This window comes from Shewanella sp. T24-MNA-CIBAN-0130 (assembly GCF_040310185.1).
Taxonomy (GTDB): Bacteria; Pseudomonadota; Gammaproteobacteria; order Enterobacterales; family Shewanellaceae; genus Shewanella; species Shewanella psychromarinicola.
In genome coordinates this window covers 12,037-33,445 of sequence record NZ_JBEOPP010000038.1, presented here as the reverse complement: position 1 = coordinate 33,445, position 21,409 = coordinate 12,037, and the positions used below count along the sequence as shown (strand labels likewise).

Here is a 21,409-nt window from a genome sequence, read left to right as displayed (position 1 = left end):
ATATGACCGACGCCTATGCATTTCTGTACGCGTCGGTTCTCATTTTAGCGTAGCGGTATGCTTCGTAAGTGTGTCTCGATTGCTTCAATCATCGACTTGGTAAGTGGTAAATGCGCTTTTTCTTTCGCCCATACCTCATGGAAGCCTGCTACGGTTTGCTTGGCGGTATCTAACACCAATTTTTCTGGCAGCATGGCCTTAGCGGCTAAGTGTGATAACTCATCCAACGTGAAATCGCTGAATTTTTTGCTACGGCTAACCTTGAGCGACGCACTATCATCTGGGATATAAGGAATGGTCGAGACAAAGTCATAAGCAGGTGCAATCGATGCGGTGCGCTTGTCTTTATAAATCACAGACCAATTTTTCAAATGCATATCGGCATTGCCAATTAACGTATTGAACACTAACCTGCGAGTAAATTCTGCGATGTCCTCGTCTTGACCTTCGATGCCGATAACCTGAGCAATATTCCGCATACTAGCTTTTTTGTATTTATCTTGAGGATAGACACCAAAAACTTGCGCAAAGTCCTCAATGTGCACAGCTTGACCATCTGCACGGTCAAAACGCTTGATCGCAAAAGTCTGAGCATTTTTAAAAGAGCTGCCATATTTGCCAATGCCTTCTGGAATATTGGCAATCTGGTCAATGGAAAGTAGCTGAGTCTCTGGCACCTCCATTCCCAACATTCGAGCCAATTCCATCATCGAATATTCATTTTCTGGTACAGCCTCAAATCGAGACGACGGCAATTTCACAATCCAAGAGCCACCGGTGCCCGTAGCAGGAATGGTCAAACCGCCGTTTACTTGTTGTACGGCTGAAAACTTCAACTGCACACCCGCCAATGAAAAGCGCATTGGAGCTTCAATTTTCGTTTCACCTTCAATGTCTTGATGCACATTAGGCGGCAGCGCTTCACCATCGGCCGGTTCAACCGTGATCGCGCCAGCTAAATCCTGCCCTAGCACCCACAATAGAAAAAATTCCCGCGCAGGGTTCACACCAGCACGCTCTGCCAGGTAATTACGCATGGTTTCTTCTGGCAAAAGATTAGAGAAAAATGGGGTTAACTTGGTTTGGGTAGGTTTGAAGTTGGTCAGCAAGCCACCTAGCGAATCTTTAAAGCCAAGCCCTAATACGGGCCGTGATTCGTCATTAATGTACGGATCCATAAAGGCAAATAGCGTTCTGTCATTGCCCACATTAGTGATCGTTGCGATGGGTTCACCATAGAGCAAAACGTTTAACGTAGAGACATTATTAGTCATCGTCGTCTTCCTCTAACTGGTATGCTGGCGACATTTGCTCACTTTCATCGCTAAGACCGTTATTATGAGTACCGTTACTACTTCGAATGATCGACTTGATGGCAGGAACAGACTTTTTAGGTGCGACAAATAACTCTAGGTCGAGTACACGGGCAAGTGCAATCAAACTGGACATTCTTAAATCAACGCCACCAGACTCGATTTTCGATATATGGCTTTGCGGTACACCCGAACGAGCGCTCAGCTCTCTCTGGCTAAACCCCTTACGTACCCGAGCGTCTCGAAGGCTTTCTAATATCTGCTCTGTTACATAGCTCATTTCAATACGTCTTAATGCATCACTAAAGAAAAATTATATATAAAAACATATCACCCTAACCAAAATAACACAAGAGTGATTAGTTATTGTATATCATAAGAGCTATTATGATGCGTAATTATAGATAAACTATAGCGCACTCACTTGCTGTAGGCAGATGGGACAATGGGCAGTAATTAGAGTAGCGAGTTTACAAAATACCTCGTTTTAAGAGCCGAGTCGTTGATCACATTCGCTCGGTGATATCCCGCTCCATCCAGGATGAGGTGCAGCTTGTGATTGAGTGGGTATTTATCTCTTAATTGCCCGAAAAATTGCACTATCGTTTCGCTATTGACAACAACACGAACAAATATCATCGTAATAGATTTTTGTTAAACAAAAAGTGCACATATAAAAACAGGTGACTGCTAAGCAAATCACCTGTTTTTATGTTTCATTTGTAGCAAGCTGTAATATAGCCTAGCCACGAACCGCTTTAGCGATATGCTCTGCTTGTGCTTTTGACATTTCGATGTCGGTAGACTCTACCATTACGCGGATGAGTGGTTCTGTGCCGGATTTGCGTAGTAGTACGCGGCCGTTTTCAGCGAGTACCGCTTCAGCTTCAATTACCGCTTGTTTAACGGCGTCAGAGGCGAGGATTTCATTGGCATTGTTAGCAATTAACCGAATATTGAGCAGCACCTGGGGTAATTTATTCATGCCAGATACTATCTCGGCCAACGATTGCTCCGATTGTAATACCGCTTGCAACACTAATAACGACGCCACTACAGCATCGCCAGTGGATGCATGGTCAAGATGTAAAATATGCCCAGAGCCTTCACCGCCTATGCGCCAGCCAGTCTGTTTTAATTGTTCAACCACATAACGGTCACCCACTTTGGCGCGTTTAAACGGAATATCCAGTGCTTTTAAGGCAATCTCAAGGCCAAGGTTAGACATTAACGTCCCAACCACACCGCCGGTCATTGTGCCTTGCTGTTTGGCAGACTTGGCCAAAATATACAAAATTTGGTCACCGTCTACTACATGCCCATTATGATCAACAAACATAACCCGATCAGCATCACCGTCCATCGCAATACCTAAATCAGCTTCATGTGCCATCACAGCCGTTTGCAAACTGTCTAAATGGGTCGCGCCGCAACGGTCATTAATGTTAACTCCATTAGGTTTGTCATTAATGCTAATCACTTCAGCACCTAACTCACGGTACACATTGGGCGCAATATGATAAGCCGCACCATTAGCACTATCGACCACAATTTTAAGCCCTGCTAAGGTTAAGTCTTTAGCAAACACCCCTTTACAAAACTCAATGTAACGGCCGGCTGCATCATTAATACGCCTTACTTTACCCAAATCTTCAGACGCCACACACTGCATAGCATTATGATTAAGGGCTTGCTCTAACAGCGCTTCAATGGCGAGCTCCTGCTCATCATTTAGCTTAGTGCCATCATTGGAGAAAAACTTAATGCCGTTATCATAAAAAGGATTATGTGATGCACTAATCACTACCCCCGCATCCGCTCTAAAGGTCGAGGCTAAATACGCCACCGCTGGCGTTGGCATAGGGCCAACGAGTGCCACGTTTACGCCCGCAGCTGATAGCCCAGCCTGCATAGCCGATTCAAACATATAACCGCTACTGCGGGTATCTTTACCAACCAATACTTCTTGGGTACCAGTAGACGCTAAAACCTTACCCGCCGCCCAACCCAACTTCATTGCAAAATCAGGGGTGATCGGAAACGTCCCTACTTTCCCACGCACACCATCGGTGCCAAAATACTTACGAGACATAAAAACTCCAATATAAAATAATCGATAACAAGCGAGATAGCAGATAACAAGCGATATCGAGCGAGTAAACGGACAAGCAAAACCGAATGTCTACATGCGGGTAAGCGGAATTGCGCGCGAATATAGCACATTACGCTTTCCAGCGCTGGATATCGCTCTTAATTGCAGCTTAATATCACTTTTTATCGCCTGTGACCGCACTTTCGCTTGTTATAGCTTTCGCTTTTTCCGTAAGCGAAGCGTTCGCTTGTCATCTCTTGTTATCGCCTGCCACCGCACTTTCGCTCGTCATCTCTTGTTATCGGCTGCCACCGCTTGTCACCGCTCTTTATAGCTTTTTCCGTAAGCGAAGCGTTCGCTTGTCATCTCTTGTTATCGCCTGTGACCGCACTTTCGCTTGTCATCTCTTGTTATCGCCTGCCACCGCACTTTCGCTCGCCATCGCCTGTCATCTAATATCTAGGCTCTTGCTTTTGCTTTTGCTTTTGCATTAGATTAATAGACCAGATTCATCACTTTTTTAGTCGATGCAATATTCTTTGCTTTTTGTTGATAGACTAAATCGCATATACCATCTGTCGGCGCAAAACCCGTAGGCGTATTAAGTAAAATATAACGAATAGCTTCATGATTAAATTCATGACAAGCCTGGTCTAAACGTTCAAGAATGATTGAATATTCAGCCCACGTCAGATAAGACTCATTTGCCGTCATAATCCGTTCATGGTCAGTGCCGGTAACATCATCACCAATAAGCAGTTCTTCGTATAACTTCTCACCAGGGCGTAATCCACTAAATTCAATGGCTATATCACCGTCTGGGTTTTCATCACTGCGAACGTCATAACCACTTAGGCGGATCATCTTGGCGGCTAAATCAACAATTTTTACCGACTTACCCATATCCAGCACAAACACATCACCACCTTTACCCATAGCGCCAGCTTGAATAACCAATTGCGATGCTTCAGGTATAGTCATAAAGTAACGCGTGATATCAGGGTGGGTAACGGTCATGGGGCCACCACTAGCGATTTGAGATCTAAACAACGGCACCACAGAACCCGATGAACCGAGCACATTACCAAAGCGCACCATACAAAAACGGGTGCGATGATTTTCGCGAGACAGAGCCTGTAACACTAGCTCAGCCATACGCTTAGTCGTGCCCATCACATTGGTAGGTCGCACCGCTTTATCAGTTGAAATCAACACGAATGTCTCAACCCTTGCGGCTATAGCAGCACGGGCAGTGTAAAGAGTACCAAATACATTATTACGTACACCTTCGACTACGTTATGCTCTACCAAAGGCACATGTTTATACGCTGCAGCATGGTAAACCGTTTGCACCCCAAAAGACTCCATAACAGCTTGTACTCGGTTTTCACGCTGAACCGAGCCCATCATAGGAAAAATCTGCACGCTTAAGCCAAGTTCGCTTGCAATGGCATTTAATTCACGATCAATGGCATATAAGGCAAATTCAGACAACTCAAACAGAACTAATTTATTAGGCGACTGTTTTAAAATCTGCCGACATAATTCAGACCCAATAGAGCCACCCGCGCCCGTCACCATCACCACTTTGTCTTTAATATTAGCGCTTAAAAGATCTTCATTAGGCGCAACCGCATCACGACCAAGCAAATCATCAATTTCAACTTCTTTAAGATCACTGTAATGCTTGGAGCCATTAACCAAATCAGGCATGGCTGGAATGGTTAATATCTGTACCGCCAAGGGTTCAAGATCATTTAATATCGCTTTGCGCCTCGCTCGACAGGCACTGGGTATGGCTAGTAACACTTTTTGGGCCGATTTCTGTTTAATCAATTTACGAATAATAGACGGAGAATGAACATGTACTCCTTGGATCACCGTGCCATGCAAGGAAACGTCGTCATCAACAAACGCAAATGGATAATACTCATGGCTTTGTGCTAACGAGCTCAGTAACTGGCGGCCGCTCACACCCGCACCGTAAATAATCACCGGTTCACCAACCCGCTTCATTCCTCTACCAACCAGCGAGCGAACTACCGCGCGTGAACCACCCACTAGCACTAGTGCAAAAGCAGTATAAATTATCGGTACTGTGCGAGGGGTAATAACATCGACATAAAATGAAACCAACACCAATGACAGGGTTGAAATAATAACCCCCACTATAATCGCCACTAATGCCTGCAAGCCCATGTAACGTAATACCGCACGATAAAGACCTAACCGCATAAAGGCGAATAAACTAATGGGGATCACGGTGGCAATAACAATCCAATAACCCGGCTCAATCAAAACCGATATATTATCTAAACGGACTAATAAAGCACTCCAATAAGCCAATAACATAAAGACTGAATCGATCAATAAACTGATCAATCGTTTTTGACGACGGGGTAAAGCAAACACATGTTGCAAAAAATCCATTTTTAAGCTCCAAAATACTAAAAATCATAAGCCCCAAAAATATATTAGGTATGATTACTGCAAATAATAAATAGGAAAAAGTAAAAGTAAAAGTAAAAAGTAAAAGTAAAAAGTAAAAGTAAAAAGTAAAAGTAAAAAGTAAAAGTAAAAAGTAAAAAGTACAAGTTAAAAATAATACAAATAATAAAAATAATAAAAATAAATTACAAAATTATACTACTTAGATTTTGCGGCATCTCCAGTACCACTGCCGGTTAATGTCATGAGGATATATTTTATATAAAGTCCTAACGTTAAAGAATTGATCATCTGTTTATCTGTTTCAGCAAGCAACTTAGGCGTAGACATATCAATATTGTGTATTAGGGCTAACGCCTGTCTCTTGATCAGATCTCATAAGCTCTCGCCATCAGCAATCATTTCTTTCGCGACTCGGTAGCCTACAACATGAGACTGTAATGTACTCCAACCTTCCCAAACCGCCGTCCAGCTTGCGATGCCTGTTCGTTTGGTATCGGTGAAACCACCCAACTTTGCGATTGATTGATACGCCCATTTCAGACTCGGTGCTCCTTTATCTTTATGCCCTCTAGGCTTATTAAACCGCATTAGCACCTTCCATTCATCTTCTTCGAGCACCGTGTCACAGCATTGAGTCTCCACTGCTTTGGCCTCCTCAACCAGCCCTTTCTTACGTAAATAATAAGGGAGGGTGATGGCTTCTCTGAGTTGCAGTAAACGGACGCCGATAAAAGCTAAGATTGAAACCGCTCTTTCTAAGTCCTTAGGCCCTGTCATTCTTTGGCGCTCAGCTCCTGCACCCGTTTTCCATGCTTTATGAAAATCCTCAATTCGCCATCTTGCTGTGTCAATATCAATAATATGAAGTGCTTGAGTTAACGTATCGGTTGGCTCTGTTGTTAATAGCACCCAGCGCAACGGCTCAGTAACGCTTTTTGATGTTTTTTCTTGTGCGTACACCACGTTTACTGGCTTAGTCTCACCTTTCGTTTTGAACGTAACCTGTGCCACTTTAATTGTTAGCTTGGCTTTTCTTGCCACGCGGTTTACAGGCTTCCCTTTACTATTTTTTGTCCCTTTCTGGGCGATATCGATAGTGTATTCACCCCGTTCTGGTTGTGACTCAAGATGTTCAAATAACGTAGAGTTAGTCTCTATCAGCGCTCTAGAATGTTTCGATCGCACAACGAAACGTTCATTATGTTTCTGTTTATCTTGAATATAATTTAGTATGTCTGCTTCTCTATCACACACTGAAATGACCCGTGACATGAGCTTTCCCAAGCGTTGACGGCAGAAATAGGACGCTTCTGACCACTTACCGCTTTCTTTTTCGTCAGCATCTTCAGGATTATTAGGACGAAGCCAGTATTGTTGATGAATGAGCCCGATAGTCTGAGTGGTGAAGCTGTCTAATAGAAGGGTTGAATGTACCCACCAACCACGTGATTTATCTGTCGTCGTCCCCAGTTTGCCAAGCTCTTGTGCTACTTGATGTTTGTAACTCAACGCAGTGGTGTCATCAATGGCTAACATCTCAGCATAGGGCTGGGCAAGCTCTGCAGTATGTTGAAAACCAGAAGCGCTAATTACTTCTGGAGAAATGTTGTCGTTACGGATCAATCGATAAGCCCCTTCAACTTTAGCCTCATTACCTTGACATGATAAAGCGATAGACTTACTACTACAACGTGCCATATCTGCAGCGACTTCGATTGCACGGTCAGTGCGACGTGGGTCACCAAAGAAACCGTTTTAAAAGTGATTGTGTGACCATTGCTCTGCGTTGAAAATAGACATTATTAATCTGCAAATTGATTGAGTTATCTACTCTGATCATCAACTTTTAACAAAGTTCATTTTGCTTCAGATTTGTGTAGAAGAGTCAGGTGTACAGCTCTTTGAAAAAAGAGTCGCAGAGCTCCTCCGCTCATGATACTAGACTGTCGTCTAACTCGCTACTCAACAAAATACTACGAGGATGACGGTATCACAACATCTCGGGAGACTATGGTATAACTCACTGAGATCCACGATAAAAATACTTCGAAGATGATGCGGAATTGATGAATCGGCTCCGCCTGTTACTCAGTTGTATTCTTTAACCTATAAACTCTTTATACCAAGGCATTGCTTTATCTATACCTTCTTGGATTCTATATTCAGGTGCATAACCAAGTGATGTTTTCGCTTTTGTAATATCCGCTTGAGAATGCCTGACATCACCAGCACGAAATTCACGGTATGTAGGTGAGCGTTTAACTTTTACACCTTGTTGTTGTAAGGCATCTTGAATAGCTTGATATAATTCATTTAATGTTGTTCTGTCGCCAAGGGCGACGTTATAGATATTATCTTTAGCTTCATCGCTTGCAGTTGCCGCTAATATATTCATTTGTACGGTATTTTCTATAAAGCAAAAATCTCGACTTGTTTCACCGTCACCATTGATAAAGATTTCTTCACCTTCGATCATATCAGCGGTCCACTTAGGGATCACGGCAGCATAGGCGCCGTTAGGATCTTGTCTTTGACCAAATACATTGAAATAGCGTAAACCTATCGATTTAAAACCATAAGTACGGGCAAATACGTTTGCGTATAGCTCATTGACATATTTGGTGACGGCATAAGGTGACAACGGATTACCGATATTATCTTCAACTTTTGGTAAAGCCGGGTGATCACCATAGGTGGAGCTTGAAGCAGCATAAGTGAAACTTTTAACCTGCTGATCTTTAGCTGCCGTTAACATATTAAGAAATCCAGTAATGTTAGCTGCATTGGTGGTAATTGGGTCGTTGATAGAGCGCGGTACTGAGCCTAATGCCGCTTGATGTAACACATAATCCACATTTTTTACGGCCTCTCGACAAGTTTGATCGGCTTTAATATCTCCTTCGATAAACTTGAATCGTTCCCATTGCACGTCTGCCACTAATGATTTCACTTCATCAAGATTGCGTTGATGACCAGTGGCAAAGTTGTCTAAGCCGACAATGGTTTGATTGAGCTTTAATAATGTTTCTAAAAGATTTGAGCCGATAAACCCAGCTACGCCTGTTATTAACCAAGTTTTAGGGGATTGGAGTAGGTCTTTTTGAATTTTTTCGTATTGAGTCATGGTAACCCTTTGGGAATTATTTCTAGATTGTAGAAGAAATGTAACTACTCAGCACTTAAATCACACTTTTGCTAGTTTATTGCAGATCAAAAAATATCAGACTGCTTCAGAAGTGAATATGGTGCAGAAATGTTTTTTGGTCTGAGAAGTTATCTATCTAGCTGTAAAAAGCAGGGAGTGAGCAGGTCCACTGCTTTATCACTGTTATTAAATGGCATGCTGTCAAATATATTTACTCCTGCTGAGTAGTTACGAAGAAATAAACATACAATGTAGAAGTAAAGCTCGTATCAAAAAGGTTGTAAAAAAGGAGAAAAACATGAGTTTTCACTTCTCCTTTGATCGCAAATCTACAATCTCATATCTACATCTTGTTTCGGTAAAATATACTTAAGATCGTATAAGACATGTTTTGATTTACCTAAAGCCCTTATCTGCTCAGCACCCATTACATTAAACTGATTGTGGCCTACGGCTAACACGATGGCATCATAATTATTAGCCTTGTACTCTGCAGTTAAGCTTAAACCATATTCGTGTTGTGCTTCGTCGTTCGAGCACCAAGGATCAACAATATCTACGTTAATGTTGTACTCTTTTAGTTCACTAACAATATCAACGACTTTAGTATTGCGTAAGTCCGGGCAGTTCTCTTTAAAAGTTAAGCCCATAACTAATACATTGGCGCCCTCGACTTGAATACGTTTTTTAAGCATCTTTTTTACAAGTTCTGATACGACATGCTTAGCCATTCCATCGTTTAAACGACGACCTGCTAATATCATCTCTGGATGATAGCCTACGCTTTGAGCTTTATGGGTTAAATAGTATGGATCGACACCAATACAATGTCCGCCAACAAGACCAGGACGAAAAGGCAAAAAATTCCATTTAGTTCCTGCGGCCTCTAACACTTCAAGCGTATCAATATTCAATTTATTGAAAATAATTGATAACTCATTAATCAGTGCAATATTAACATCACGCTGAGTGTTTTCGATTACTTTTGCAGCCTCAGCGACCTTAATCGAGCTTGCTTTATGGGTGCCTGCTGTAATAATTGATTTATAAAGTTGATCAACTTTTTCGGCTATTTCTGGTATTGACCCACTGGTCACTTTTAAAATGTTGGTTACACGGTGTTCTTTATCGCCAGGATTAATTCGCTCTGGTGAATAGCCAGCAAAAAAGTCTTTATTAAAGGTAAGGCCAGACGCGCGCTCAACAACAGGTAAACACACTTCTTCTGTCGCGCCAGGATAAACGGTAGACTCATAAATAATGATGTCACCTTTTGTTACCACTTTACCTAACATTGCACTTGCTTTAATCAGTGGTGTTAAATCAGGTTGTTTATATTCATCTATTGGGGTTGGTACAGTAACGATATAAATATTGCAACTTTCAAGATCAGTAACCGTGGACGAATAGCTCAGTAATGGCGATTCAGTTAACTCTTGATCACTTATTTCTAAGGTTGAATCGTGCCCAGCTTGTAGTTGGGCTATACGCCCTTGATTAATGTCAAAACCTATAACTGGGAATTGTTTACCAAATTCAACTGCTAAAGGGAGGCCAACATAACCTAAACCAATTATGCCAATTTTTAAATTCTTTAATGAATCGTGCATTTTATACTCTCTTAATGTAAATATTGAAATCAATTTCTAGGTTCTAGGTTCTTCAGGAGAATAAAGACCATCACGAATAGATAACCTTTTATAGGCTAGTTTGGATAAGTCATTCCTGACAACTAGCCTCTAGCCCTTAGTTAGTACTAGGTATCACTTATTTATCTGACTTATATTCATAGTTATAATAACCATAATAGCCATATGCATTACTGGATTTTTTAATCAAACCATTAAATACCACGCCTTTGACATCGATACCGTTTTGTTCGAAGCGGTTACGGGTAAGTACGATTTCACGTAAATGATTTTGACTAAAATTTATTCTTAATAATATAGCAAACAACTTTTCAACTACATTAAATAACCATGTTCTTTATTATTACGCTATCAAGCATTTAACATGCATTGATAAGCAAGGCGAGATCGTGAACTTTTTTTAGACTATTAGAATTTTTCGTTAAGATAATTCTTTAATTTTATGGGTAGCTGTGATCTTATACTCCCTCTTGTGGAGGCCTTTATGTATATTGAAGCGTTTACGATTCATTTCAGTGCCATTACCGACCAAGGTCAATCCGCTAAAGTTACCTATCCCTTGTGATATCTTGTTCATCACCCTTTGTGGCGTGATAGCAGGCGCAGAAGGTTGGTCTGAAATATTTGATTACGCTGAAGGTCACCACGACGGGTTCAAGCAACAGGGTTTTCTTATCGATGGCGTACCTGTCGATGACACGATTGCCTGTATTATCGCTAAAATTGAACCTGAGCAGTTCCGCCAATGCTTATTAATTGGATGAAATTACCGCCATCCCAGCACTCATTAAGCTACTGAAGGTAAAAGGTGCGCTGGTTTCCATTGATGCGATGGGCTGGCAAACAGAAATAGCACAGCAAATAGTCGAGAAAGAAGCCGACTACCTATTAGCCGTAAAAGGTAATCAAGGCCACCGACATCAGGCGCTTCGTGATGTATTTATTGATGAGCATGCAGCGCCGCTGGATGGTTTAGCGATAGAAAAAATCATGAACGTGTAGAAGCCCGCGTGTATTATGTCAAAGATGCCAGCGAATTGGCGACCCGCTTCCCGCAATGGCCTAATCTGCGCAGCATCGGGTTTCGTCAAGTTAAAGGCAAAGCACCTCAACTGGGTTATCGATATTACATCAGCTCCGCCGAGCTTAGCGAAAAAGCGTTGGCCGAAGCTGTCCGTGCTCATTGGTCTATCGAAAATAGTTTGCACTGGGTATTAGATGTCACCCTAGGGGAAGACCAGTGTCAAATTCATCATCAAAATGGTGCCGAGAATTGGGCAATGTTAAGGCGACTCTCTTTAAATATGCTCAGGGCAGAGCCTTAAAAGGCAGTATCAGTGCAACACGCAAACGAGCATGGATGAAACCAACCTTCTTAGAAACTATTTTAAAAGCGGGTATTAGCGAGATGTGTAAAAATTAGACACTCATGCGGTTGCCCTGCACGGAGGGTCAGGACTTTCATTTTGCACTCTCTTTCCGCTTTTTCTGGTACTTATTTTTTACTCGCCGCTACTAACCGGCTAACAAGTGAATAATGTACTTTAAAATATTCACCAATCACTTTCATCGTAAAGCCACCCGATCGATAGGCATTTATTATTGCTTCGTTACGCGTTACTGACTGCCGTTGGTATTCATCTAACGTTAGTAGTGTAACACTGCGCTGCTTAAAAGGAATTTCTGATACGTCACCTTCGAGCAGTTCTTGCATTAACTGATGTTTTTCTACAAATACATCATCACCTAGAAATACTTGATGCTGTAGATCATCCCAAATTGTCTTATTAACCACCTTGTTCAACAAAGTAGCTGTAATGTGCAATGACATCAATACGCTTTTTCGCAAAAAGCGCTAATAACGCAGCGAGGCCCGACAATATTAAATCACTAGTCTCTACTTGCTAGAGTAACTACCTGCTTAATCACGGAAACCGTTTTATCAATCTCAGCTTGCGTTAACGTAGGGTGAACTAAAATCAATTATCCCTTAATCCTGTCTCCAGAGCCTTTCCCAGTAACGGTTTGCAAAATAAACTTAAAGTAATTTTTCAAGTTTAATTCGCGGATCATCTTTGCATCTACCTCAGCAAGTAACTCTGGTGTTGACATATCAATATCGTTTACCTGACCTTCACCAGTAATACCAGGACGAACTGAATAAACTCCATGTGCATCACGAGCGGTAGTTAAATCTTCTTGATTGAATAATCCAGGACGAGGTCCTACTAAACTCATTTCACCTTTTAATACATTCCATAACTGTGGCAGTTCATCAATTTTAGTTTTTCTAAGGAAGCCACCTAAATTAGTAATTGAAGCACTACTAGCCAAGTGACTCGCTACTGATTTAGTGTCAACTGACATGGTACGAAATTTAATTAAAGTAAAAGGCTTTTTATTACGCCCTACCCGCTCTTGCATGAAGACCGGCGAGCCTGTATCAAATAAACCAATAATATAAATAACTATAAAAATTGGAAAAGCGAAAATTAAGCCAAAAAAGGCAAATATTATATCAAGTAATCTAATCATTTTTTGTATCTACTTTGGCGGCTAATTTAAAACCATGCTCTATCGAGTAAGGTGGTTTCCAGTCTAAGGTGTTTTTAGTGTGTTCTATATCTAATTGCAGTGAACCTGTTAAACGGTCAATAACATCTTCTTTTGAAAGTGCTTTACCCACTAGCTTATAAAACCATAAAGGCACAGGCAAAGACAGGTTAGCTTTGTTTTGTACTTTAGCCATCAATGCAACCATTTCAGCGGTAGAAATATCATGACCATCTGAAACTAAAAACACCTGATTAGCTGCTTTAGGGTGTTTGATACAAACCTGAATCAAATCAACTAAATTATATACAGACACTAAACTACGCTTATTTTTATTTATGCATCTAAAAGGAAGCGATAAGCCTTTACCAACAAACTTCATAAGCGAAGCAAAGTTAGCTTTAACACCTTGACCATAAACAAGTGGCGGTCTAATAATAACGATTTCCATGCCTGTTTCTTTACCTAAGCTTAATAACTGAATTTCAGCTTCAGACTTTGAAGTACCATAGGGATCAATTGGCTTACGCTCATCATCAAACTTAAAGGCTTGTATTTCTGTAGTACTTTCACCATTAACTTTTATGGAACTAATATAAATAAAGCGCTTAACACCTAATGAAGCAGCTTGCTGCGCTAAATTTAATGTACCATAAGTATTAACGTCTCTAAATGCTTCTAACGGGTCTTCGACAATATCATTCATTATGTGTGCTCGTGCTGCACAATGGACAATAACATCTACTGAGTCTAACGCTTTGCTATAATCACTCTCTTTATCAATAGAGCCTTTGAAAAAAATAGCGTTGGATATGTCAATTTTACGCCTACCTATAATAACTAACTCTTCAGCATTTAATCCTTTTATTATTACCTCATTAATCAAATGTTTTCCAACAAAACCTGTTGCACCTGTTATAGCAACTCTCATACTGCCTCTTTATATAGTTTTAAATGAGTTTCAATAACATCAGCTATATCAAAACAAGACTCTGCTAATGCTCTTCCCTTTTTACCCATTATTATTCTTGTATCATCGTTATCACACAGGGTTTGAATAGCATAGATTATTGCCTCTGACGATTTAACGGGGATCAAAATACCCGTTAAATTGGGTGTTATTGCATCTCTACATCCTGGTACATCAGTGGTAATAACTGCCCGTCCACAAGCTGCAGCCTCAATTAAACTTTTAGGTAACCCTTCTCTATAGGAAGGAAGTACCATAACATGAGAGTGGGCGATTATTTCTGCAACATTAGTTGAAAACCCCCAATGTTCTATATAACCAGAATTTACATAATTATTAAGCTCTTGTTGGTTTAAAGAATTAGGATTATAAAGATCAATGTCGCCCACTAGGACAAAGCGCCCTTTAAAGCCTGACTTTTTAAGCGTTATAGCTGCCTCACAGAATTCAACTAAGCCTTTATCTTTAAGTAAACGAGCAAGAAACATAATCACTTTTTCACCTGAGGGCTCAGGTAAATACTTGTATTTTTCTAAATCAACCCCTGAACCTCTAATAATAAGGCTTTGCTCAGGCTTAATTATGTTATTTTTAATAAAAATAGCTTTGTCATTCTCGTTTTGAAAAATCACTTTAGTGTTAGATGAATTTAATGCAATACGATATAGCTTAGTTATTAAAAAGCGAAGAATAAGTGCTTTAAAGCCTTTATCTATAAAAACAAAACCTAAGCCAGAAATAGAAGCGATTCGAACCTTAATCTTTTTAAAACGCGTGACTAAACCACCATAAACAACGCCTTTAATCGTCACTAAATGAACTGCATCGGGTGCAACTTTTTCCACTATAGTATTCATTTCTTTAATAACTTTTAATTCTTTTAATAAACTCGTTCCACTTCTACTTATTGAAAGCGAATGAACAACTAAACCCAAAGTTTCAAGTTCAGCTTTACGATTAGTTATTCCACAAGCGAGATGCACTTCGTAACCTTGCTTGATAGCTGCTAAAGCAATAGGTAAACGGTGTGAAATAAAAAACCAATCTACGTTTACTATAAATAATAATTTCATTAACGGCCTTAATTATCACTGGATTATCACTGGATTATCAATAAATACTTTTTGATTATCAGGGGTTTGGGGAATAAATTTGTCAGCTTTTTTTAATGCTGTTTTATACAAAAACGCAACAAGCTTTAGCAGTGAGTTCTTTTTCCAGTTACCTTTTTGAAAAGCAAAACCTAAACCAGTAACTAACGCATAAAAACGACAGTTAGGCAAAACGCGAGCAGCTAAGCCGCCCCAAATAATAGGTTTTATTGTATAAGCTAGTATTACATCAGGTTTTTGCTGCTTAAAAATATTACGCAGTGCGGTAAAGGTTTTAAAGTCTTGAGTTGGGCTTAAGCCACTTCTACTAACAGAGTAATCAATATAATTAGCACCTAACGCTTCTACTGCTTTTATATCTTGCTTTGATGCACCAGAAGCTAAAGCATTAACCTCTAAATTAGCATTTTTGATATGCTTAAGCAGTTGACCTCTAAAATTATATAAAGAAGAAGGGAGAGTGCCTATAACTAAAATTCTCATGATTCCTTTCTTTTGCTATTGCCAGTGATTGATAAAAATTAATATGGGTATTACTTAGGTGTTAGCACTTTCTTGTGATTATTTATATTTTCTAAAATACAAGACATGTATTTTACACCGTTAAATTAAGTTATTTTTAACAATTCTAAATTTTCCACTTTTTTCGTTCGGAATAGAATTAACAACGTTATGATTAATGTTAATCCCTTCTCCAAACCTTTGAGCTAAAGCCTTAATAAATTTACCCTGCTGGGATTGGTTATATTGTTCCGTAGCTAAAACTAAAACTTCTACTTCTTCTAGCTTATGCTGAATAACTTGAAATTTAATAATACCTTGAACATCTTTTGTTGCATTACTTATATTTCCTAAATTAACTTTTCCATGCGATGGCGAGAGAATATAATCGCTACTTCTTCCTTCAATGCTTTCAACGATAGGAAAGTGCGAACCACATTCACAATGAACATCATTCGCTGCTAACTTTATCCTATCACCTACTCGGTAACGTATTAATGGAGTACCTTCTGTAGTAAAAGAAGTTACTAATATCTCACCTTCATTAGCGGGTTCCATATTTTCGTCAACAACTTCAAAAATACCTGTTAATGGGTGAATATGAAGACGACCACTTTTACACTCTAAAATAAATGGCGCACCTTCCGAGGAGGCATATTGATCAACAAGTTGACAGCCCAAAACAGAACTAATGACTTGACGATGGTTAGGTAAAACCGTTTCAGCCGTAGGGAAGAAAGCGGTTACTTTTTTGTTCAGCTTTAAGCTCTTAGATTGTGCTATTAAACATATTTCATAAACACTAGAAGGAAAACCAACAATATATTCAGGTGTAAAGTTACATAAAGCGTCCCAATAAACATTGAAGTTATCATCTGTGATGTGAAAAGTAGAAAAAAAACGTATTTTGTTTATATAATCGTCGCGGTAACACACGCCTTTACGTATATCTTTTTGCGTGACTATATTTTTACCGCTAAACCAAGCACATTTTTTGCCCAATGAATAACCATACTCAGCTCTAAAATGATCTAGCATCGCATGTCGTTCTTGGGTATTTTCTTTATTGTATAAAACTTTCATAGAAGCACCTGTTGTGCCTCCAGTTAAACTTACAATGGCATCATTTTCTTTTATGGTAGAAATATCAGCCAAGTAATTAATCAAGTCAGTTTTATTGAGTACAGGAAAATCACTAAGAGTTTTATAGTCTGAAAACTTCGAATACCATTTAGATTTAGTCGTAGCAGCATTCAAAAAACTCTCCAAACGCGTAGTCTTTTCTAGTTCAATAGCACTTTCGCTTAAAATAGAACATTCTTTATAATATTTACGATAAGCTAAGTATTTCCCACCTTGGCGTATTTTATATAGATAAGTGTTGTAGATGCTAATTAAAATATTTTGAAAAAAAGTTGGTGTTAAGTTAAATAAAAACATAAGTTCCTTGATTAAATAATGCCATTTTTTATAAGTTTATTTAAGAAACTAAGTTCATATAATTTACGATTTTTCTTAGCATTAAGAATTAGCTTAAAGTACTTCCATCTCAAGCGCTTAGTATACCAAGTTAAATTTCTTTGAGACTTTCTATTATTTATAAATTCACTTAAAAGCTTATCTCGTTTAATTTTGGCTGCATCTAAGTCTGTAAGATAGATACTGTTAACCGCCTTAATTATACTATTAACTTTAGGATCCAATATTTGCATTTTATCTTCACCTAAATAAGTCCAAATATATTCAACATTTATAACTATATTATTTTCAATGGTTAAAATGGGCACTAATCCAGTTCTATTTTCTTCTGTCATTCTCACAAACGGTTCTTTAGAAGAGTTAGAATAAACGTCATCAAAGCAAAAATTACCTAGGCTATAAAACAAATAAGACTCTTTGTGCTTTTCATATGCTTGTACTACATGTGGATGGTGACCATACAAAACATAATTAAACTTTTCAGCTAGATACCGAGCAAAACAAACATCTGCTTTTCCTGGTAAGTTAATATGTTCAAGTCCTGAGTGAAACGATAATATGTTCAAGTAGCCTGCATCGTCGGCTTTTTGTAAAACACTATTAATATTATCAAAATCGGCAACATTTACCCCATCACCATTACGCTCATCTATTCCTGCAAGATAGACTGGATTAGAGTCCATATTACAAAAACCGCTTAAGCATATTTTATTATTTTCATATTCAAAGTAGTTAACAATTCCTTCGATACCAAAATATTTAATATCATTAGCATCTAATGTCTTTTTTGTTAATTCATAACCTTCTTTACCAAAATCACCTGTATGATTATTTGCTAAATTGACATAATCAATATTAAGTAATTCTAAAATACTTACATTTTTTTCATCTGCACCAAGAACAGCTGATTTAGCAGTAAACTCTTTATAGACTCTACTAAAAGGAGTTTCTAAATTACCTACAATTACGTCACAATCTTTTGTAACTGCAATAAAGTCACTAAAATAGTTTTCAGCATCAAGTTTACTGTTAAAATTAAAACGACCAAAAAGTCCTATATCGCCTAGTAATGCTATTTTCATTTCTTACTTTCTCTTAGGTAAAGGCTCTTATACTTTTCAAATACATTATTTAGAGAGTATTTATCTAAAACTAATACTCTATTACGTTTGCCCAGTTTAACTCTTTGATCCAATGATAATAGCGACATGTTTATAATTTTTTCTGCTAAATCATCTACATCTTTAATATTCACAGTATAATCTTTATTATTTAAAATCAGTTCGGCATCACCTGCTCTGGTAGTAATACACGGTAGACCACTACTCATAGCCTCTCCTAATACGTTAGGAAAGCCCTCTGTAATTGAGTGTAAACAGAACGCATTGACCCCACTAAAAACACTTGGTATATCATTACGCTGGCCTGCTAAGCAAAAGTAACTAGTATCATTTCCTATGGCATCTACAAGAGTAGCGTTACTATTATCTACATTTAACCCAACCATTAATACTTTAATATTCTTATTGCTTTTAATTGCTATCTTAATTGCCTTAATAAGGGTTAAGTGATCTTTTGATACAGCATAACGCCCGACCGAACAAAAAACTACATCTGAGTTTTTAAACTGAAACTCTTCCCTTAAACTTTTCCCTTCTAAAGCTTTATAACAGTAATTTTCAGTATCAAAACCATTATAAATAACAATTGATTTTTCCATTCTATAACCAACTAACTCATGCGAATCTTTTGCGGAGTTAGAAACATAGACAATTTTTTTGGGTATTGATTTGGATAGAACACTTGATACTTTAATTAGTATTGTATGAGAGAGGCCATTCAAACCAAAATTAGTGTTTCTAACATTCCATATAATATTATTTACCCTTAAGGATTTAGCGGCCAACCCACCAAGGATATCAGCAAGATACATCCATGTTTGTACTATATCAGGCTTTAAATTCTTCAATTCAACCCGGAGCCTAAACAGAGTTTTTGGTATTGATAGGACGTTACGCATACCTAAAGCCTTAACATCGACACCTAGATCTCTAAGTTGGTGACCTACAGGTCCGAGATCGGTCAATGATATAACACTATGTTCCATGCCGTCTTTTCCATCTAATCCTTCAATCAAACGCTTAAGCATTAATTCAGCCCCACCAACACCAAGTCCTATAATCACATGAACAATACGCACTATTGTTTCTCCAGCCATGCTTGAAACATTAAAACGCCCCAAAGTCTAGTTGAGTGATCGCGTTTTCCAGACAAATGTTCTAACCAATAAGTACAAATTAATTCAGGGTGAAAGTAACCTTCTTGTATTAAACGCTGTTCATCCAATAAGGTTTCAGCCCACTCCTTTAAAGGACCACGTAACCATTGAGCAAGGGGAATAGCAAAACCTTTTTTAGGGCGTTCTATCAATTCACGTGGTACATGGCGATAAAGTACTTCACGCAATACCCATTTACCAACATCATTACGTATTTTTAAATGCAAAGGTAGCTGCCAAGCAAGCTCTACTACTCTATGGTCAAGTAAGGGTACACGAGTTTCTAAGCTGTTTGCCATGGCTGCACGATCAACTTTAACTAAAATATCTTCCGGCATATATTGCCCAGCATCCATTGCCATCATCCAATGCTCAAAACTGTCTGTTTTAGGCCACTTTTCATGAGCATTAAGTAAGGTTGGTAGTGGTTGCGCGCCAATGACTAATTGTTGTGGGTGCTGCCAGTGGCTCATTAGTAGTTGGTAAAAATGCTCTTTATCTTTTGCAGGAAAAACAGCAAGTAGTTTATTTAATTTATCTGGCAATAAGGAACCAGAAAGCACTTTGAACAATAAATCACGAAGCGATAAAGGCAATAACTTCACTTTTGCCCATATTTTGGGTGAAAACTGATAAGGATTATAACCACCAAAGAGTTCATCACCACCATCACCACTTAAGGCAACGGTGACATGTTGCTTAGCCATTTTACAAACAAGATACGTAGGCAGCTGTGAACTATCAGCAAAGGGTTCACAGTACATTTCAGGTAGTTTAGGGATTAGTTCAAGTGCATCTTTTGCGCTAACATAAAATTCTGTATGTTCAGTACCTAAATGTTGCGCTACTTCTTTAGCAAAAACGGCTTCATTATAACCGGGCTCATCAAAACCAATCGCAAAGGTTTTAACTGGCAGCGATGAACTTTTAACCATTAAAGCGACAATAGTACTACTGTCTACACCTCCACTTAAAAAAGCACCTAAAGGTACATCGGCAAGCATTTGGCTAGAAACAGCCTGCTTTAGTGTATTCTCCAACAAATCAACAGCTTGTTCATCTGTACCAGTAAAAGGCTGTTTTATACCACTTTCTATTGCTGTATTTAGTTGCCAATAATGCTTAGGTATCACGTCATTACGTGTTTGACCAACTTTGATTTGCACGTATTGGCCTGGACATAACTTTTCTATGCCTTCGTAAATCGAATAGGGTGCTGGTATATAGTTATGCTGCATTAGCAGTGCTAGAGCACTTCTATTAATTTTCGCATTAAACGAAGGATGTACTTTCAAGGCCTTTAATTCAGAACCAAATAATAAAGTATCATCACACCAGCCCCAATATAAAGGCTTTTCACCCATTCGATCACGCGCTAATGTTAGTATTTTTTCTTGTTTATCCCATAGTGCAAAAGCAAACATGCCGTTGAATGAACGTAATGCTTTTTCGATACCCCAAACCTCAAATGCATGTAACATCACTTCAGTATCTGAACGGCCTTCCCACAATATTGAGGGCAACTGTGCTCTTAACTCTTCAAAGTTGTATATTTCACCATTAAATATAATAGTAAAGCGACCTGACTTACTTTGCATTGGTTGATGACCAGCAGTACTTAAATCATGTATTGAGAGGCGTCTGTGGCCTAAAAAAATATTTTCTTCAGACCATAAACCTGCATCGTCTGGTCCTCTATGTTTAATAGCATCAAGCATTTTTTGTAAAGTAGAAGTACTAAAACTTTTTACTGAAGAGTGAATTACACCCGCAAAACCACACATATTTATCCTTTTTATAAACTTAAAAGCTAGTTTTTAATTGCATATGGAATAGTCAAAAAAACTGCGTTGTATTATTGGCTCA

General features: G+C 38.8%; 15 protein-coding genes and 5 pseudogenes. 2 read left to right on the top strand and 18 right to left on the bottom strand.

The annotated features are described in order from the left end of the window. Positions 1–44: 44 nt before the first annotated feature. From AAEZ02_RS14860 to AAEZ02_RS14825, 8 genes and pseudogenes are all read right to left on the bottom strand, one after another. The gene (locus AAEZ02_RS14860; protein WP_351123803.1) at positions 45–1,274 is read right to left on the bottom strand and encodes a type II toxin-antitoxin system HipA family toxin; all 1,230 of its coding nucleotides are present in this window, start codon (positions 1,272–1,274) and stop codon (positions 45–47) included. Continuing rightward, on the bottom strand, positions 1,267–1,593 hold the full coding sequence (locus tag AAEZ02_RS14855) for a helix-turn-helix domain-containing protein (RefSeq protein ID WP_124013248.1): 327 nt from the start codon (positions 1,591–1,593) through the stop codon (positions 1,267–1,269). Before AAEZ02_RS14855 ends, AAEZ02_RS14860 begins: the two co-directional genes overlap by 8 nt. Before the next feature lie 209 nt (positions 1,594–1,802). After that, positions 1,803–1,949 (bottom strand): annotated as a pseudogene (locus AAEZ02_RS14850) (hypothetical protein); the annotation flags it as partial. Between the two features lie 106 nt (positions 1,950–2,055). Then, a complete protein-coding gene (glmM, locus tag AAEZ02_RS14845; RefSeq protein ID WP_351123800.1) occupies positions 2,056–3,405 on the bottom strand; it encodes a phosphoglucosamine mutase in 1,350 nt (449 codons plus the stop codon). Positions 3,406–3,900: 495 nt separating this feature from the next. After that, the gene (locus AAEZ02_RS14840) at positions 3,901–5,835 is read right to left on the bottom strand and encodes a polysaccharide biosynthesis protein (protein ID WP_351123797.1); all 1,935 of its coding nucleotides are present in this window, start codon (positions 5,833–5,835) and stop codon (positions 3,901–3,903) included. Positions 5,836–6,051: 216 nt separating this feature from the next. Continuing rightward, positions 6,052–6,207, bottom strand: a pseudogene (locus tag AAEZ02_RS14835) (sugar transferase); the annotation flags it as partial. A gap of 21 nt (positions 6,208–6,228) precedes the next feature. Beyond that, positions 6,229–7,590: pseudogene (locus AAEZ02_RS14830) on the bottom strand (IS4 family transposase); the annotation flags it as partial. Between the two features lie 367 nt (positions 7,591–7,957). Then, a complete protein-coding gene (locus AAEZ02_RS14825) occupies positions 7,958–8,980 on the bottom strand; it encodes an NAD-dependent epimerase/dehydratase family protein (RefSeq protein ID WP_351123794.1) in 1,023 nt (340 codons plus the stop codon). Positions 8,981–9,067: 87 nt separating this feature from the next. Between AAEZ02_RS14825 and AAEZ02_RS14820 the strand changes: the two are divergent. Beyond that, positions 9,068–9,229: pseudogene (locus AAEZ02_RS14820) on the top strand (IS66 family transposase); the annotation flags it as partial. A 101-nt stretch (positions 9,230–9,330) separates the two neighbouring features. On the opposite strand, the gene tviB reads toward AAEZ02_RS14820, so the two are convergent. Then, positions 9,331–10,611 (bottom strand): Vi polysaccharide biosynthesis UDP-N-acetylglucosamine C-6 dehydrogenase TviB, encoded by a 1,281-nt coding sequence (gene tviB, locus AAEZ02_RS14815; RefSeq protein ID WP_351123791.1) that lies wholly within the window; start codon positions 10,609–10,611, stop codon positions 9,331–9,333. A 523-nt stretch (positions 10,612–11,134) separates the two neighbouring features. Here tviB and AAEZ02_RS14810 point away from each other — a divergent pair. Beyond that, positions 11,135–12,073: pseudogene (locus tag AAEZ02_RS14810) on the top strand (ISAs1 family transposase). 72 nt (positions 12,074–12,145) lie between these two features. On the opposite strand, the gene AAEZ02_RS14805 reads toward AAEZ02_RS14810, so the two are convergent. The 9 genes from AAEZ02_RS14805 to asnB all read right to left on the bottom strand — a co-directional run bounded on the left by AAEZ02_RS14805 (position 12,146) and on the right by asnB (position 21,327). Beyond that, positions 12,146–12,481 (bottom strand): hypothetical protein, encoded by a 336-nt coding sequence (locus AAEZ02_RS14805; protein WP_351123788.1) that lies wholly within the window; start codon positions 12,479–12,481, stop codon positions 12,146–12,148. 152 nt (positions 12,482–12,633) lie between these two features. Then, positions 12,634–13,185 (bottom strand): sugar transferase, encoded by a 552-nt coding sequence (locus AAEZ02_RS14800; protein WP_351123786.1) that lies wholly within the window; start codon positions 13,183–13,185, stop codon positions 12,634–12,636. Then, entirely contained in the window at positions 13,178–14,134 is a 957-nt protein-coding gene (locus AAEZ02_RS14795; RefSeq protein ID WP_351123783.1) for a UDP-glucose 4-epimerase family protein, read from the bottom strand. The genes AAEZ02_RS14800 and AAEZ02_RS14795 overlap by 8 nt, the downstream gene beginning before the upstream one ends. Continuing rightward, entirely contained in the window at positions 14,131–15,246 is a 1,116-nt protein-coding gene (locus AAEZ02_RS14790; protein ID WP_351123780.1) for a glycosyltransferase family 4 protein, read from the bottom strand. Before AAEZ02_RS14790 ends, AAEZ02_RS14795 begins: the two co-directional genes overlap by 4 nt. A 15-nt stretch (positions 15,247–15,261) precedes the next feature. Continuing rightward, positions 15,262–15,768, bottom strand: coding sequence for a glycosyltransferase (locus AAEZ02_RS14785; protein WP_351123777.1), 507 nt, complete (start codon positions 15,766–15,768; stop codon positions 15,262–15,264). A gap of 120 nt (positions 15,769–15,888) precedes the next feature. Beyond that, entirely contained in the window at positions 15,889–17,226 is a 1,338-nt protein-coding gene (locus AAEZ02_RS14780) for a phenylacetate--CoA ligase family protein (RefSeq protein WP_351123774.1), read from the bottom strand. Positions 17,227–17,237: 11 nt separating this feature from the next. Then, positions 17,238–18,347 (bottom strand): CapA family protein, encoded by a 1,110-nt coding sequence (locus AAEZ02_RS14775; RefSeq protein ID WP_351123771.1) that lies wholly within the window; start codon positions 18,345–18,347, stop codon positions 17,238–17,240. Beyond that, positions 18,344–19,483 carry a glycosyltransferase gene (locus AAEZ02_RS14770; RefSeq protein ID WP_351123768.1) on the bottom strand — a complete coding sequence of 380 codons (1,140 nt, stop codon included), beginning with the start codon at positions 19,481–19,483 and terminating at the stop codon, positions 18,344–18,346. The genes AAEZ02_RS14775 and AAEZ02_RS14770 overlap by 4 nt, the downstream gene beginning before the upstream one ends. Further along, positions 19,465–21,327 carry an asparagine synthase (glutamine-hydrolyzing) gene (gene asnB, locus AAEZ02_RS14765; protein ID WP_351123766.1) on the bottom strand — a complete coding sequence of 621 codons (1,863 nt, stop codon included), beginning with the start codon at positions 21,325–21,327 and terminating at the stop codon, positions 19,465–19,467. The genes AAEZ02_RS14770 and asnB overlap by 19 nt, the downstream gene beginning before the upstream one ends. Positions 21,328–21,409: the final 82 nt, after the last annotated feature.